Raw genomic sequence first — 2,212 nt, 5'->3', positions numbered from 1 at the left:
ACGTGCCGACCCCTCCGGCGCCGCCGACACCCCCAACGGATGCCCATCCTGCCGATCTTCAGCCACGGTCAACTGTGTACTCCTTCAGCTCCAGCTGATCTTCGTACACAGACCATCTGACAGGCCCATCCACGGCAGCCACGAGCCCAGGTAGACAAGCACCGGTATCACACCTAGTGCCCACCCCGCCGGCGCGAGATCCCGCACCAGCGTGGCTTTGATCGGGCGGGGCACTCCCGCGGCTCGTCGAGCCGCGACGTCGAACACGAGGACCAGGACCGTGAAGAAGACGAGGTAATAGGCCCCGGACCACTTCACCGCGCACGCTGCGCCCAAGCACAACCCGGCGGCTAGGCGCCACCATCGCACCCCCCAGCGCGGACCCCACCAGCTCTCTTCAGCTCGACCCTCGGTCAGCACCACGGCCAACCGGTCGCGGACCTGATCTCGATCGACCAGGATCGCGGCGAACGCGGCCAGCACGAACACCGCCTGGAAGATGTCGAGCAGCGCGGTGCGTGAAGACACGTGGCTGACCCCGTCCGCGATCAACAGCACCCCGGCCAGCCCACCCAGAAAAGTCGACCGGGTCATCCGCCGCGCCGCTCGTACGACCAACAGCACGCACACCGTGCCGGCCAGCGCCCCCGCCGCCCGCCACCCCACCGGGTCGTAGCCGAACACCCACTGGCCTAGCGCGATGAGCTGCTTACCCAGCGGCGGGTGTACCACCACTTCATAACCGGGGTTGTCTTCGAACCCGCCGTTGCGTAGCACCTGCCAGGCCTGCACCGCGTAGTACTTCTCGTCGAAGATCGGGGTGCCCTGGTCGGTGACCGACCCCAACCCCCAGAACCGCACCACGCCCGCTACCGCTGTCAGCACCACAGCCACCACGGCCGCCCGCACTCGATCGCCGGGCATTGGGGCGTCTTGCCACCCCAGCACGCCCCACTCGGATCGATAGTCGGACCGAGCCGTAGGCGACGCGCTCGCCGACCTCGTCACGCTGCCAACACTCAACTCGAGCCCACACCCCCGGTTCTCGCGGCGACCGCTGCAATCCCCGAGGCGGCGTCCACGATGACTGCCGGCTGGCCGTTCCCCGAGGCTCTCACGCCGCGCTCCCAGCACCGCGTCCCGCCTGTACCGACCCGGATCGATCCCCGAGACCACTGCCCTCACTACGCCCCAGATGGTCTGAGCTTCGTTCGTCCTAGTTAGTTGCTTGGAACGACCCCTCATGGCGCATCGGCTAACGAGCTGGGCACATCGAACAGATGCCCGCCAATTCACGGACCCGTGTCCGGAACTCCCCTGTCCGATCTCGTCGCGGCCCGACCGGGTATCATCGCGCTTCAACAATGGCATAGACGCTATGAGCTGTGACTGACACGACGGGCCGCCGACACGCGGCAGACTGGCCACCGACCTACAGACGGCGGGTGGCGTGCCTTCGCACCCCAACGAGTCAACAGCCGTCGACCCTCGAGATTACCCCAGCGACGCGTCACGACTTATGAAACGTCCTCTGAGAGAGCGAAATGCTAATTCTCAGTAGAATGTTCGCTATCCGCCTGTCCTCGGGCTCACGCGTGGCATTGGCGCGGGACTGCGCGGCGGGTCAACACGGGTTCCAGGGAACGCGGTTGAAGGGGGCAGATGTACGTACGGACCGCCCTGGTTCGGATTAGGTGGCGTGGGCGATGGTGCGGTCGGTGGAGCTGCGGAACTACTAGGGGAAGATGGGGGTGGTTCGCTGCGAGTGCAGGCAACGGCGCCGGTTACGACGGCGACTGCTGCCAAGGCGCCACCCCAGAGGATCGAATGCCGCATATCCTCGCTCCTCTCGCATTCTACGCTCGTCGCGCTCTGACCGTACCGGGCCGCTCAATACCCCTCTGCCCGCGGCGAGTTCGTGAACCGGAGTGGGTACCCCGACACAAGACGCTCCGCCACGGCGCTGACGCCCTGGTACTGCTCGTTGACCAAGGTCGCGTAGAGCTCGTGGCCAGTCGGGCGGACTGCCTCCGGCCACTGGCGGGGAATCTATGCATGGCCCGTCCACTTGAGCACGGAGCCGTTCTAGCCCGAGCTCTTCACGAGGTTGGTGAAGTCGTCGGGTGTTGATAGACGAAAGTGCCCTCTGAGCAGGGAAGACTGAAGGTTGCGACGCCATCGGTCCCCGACCCGGAGGGCACTTTCGAGGTGG

General features: G+C 66.0%; 1 pseudogene. It reads right to left on the bottom strand.

Annotated features, from left to right (window positions below):
- Positions 1 to 129: 129 nt before the first annotated feature.
- A pseudogene (locus tag AC2A1K_RS35555) lies at positions 130 to 924 on the bottom strand (phospholipid carrier-dependent glycosyltransferase); the annotation flags it as partial.
- Positions 925 to 2,212 lie beyond the last annotated feature (1,288 nt).

This window comes from Actinomycetospora sp. 2LY8.5 (genome assembly GCF_057180585.1).
The sequence above is the reverse complement of the archived record's forward strand: the minus strand, read 5'-3'. Positions and strand labels throughout refer to the sequence as shown.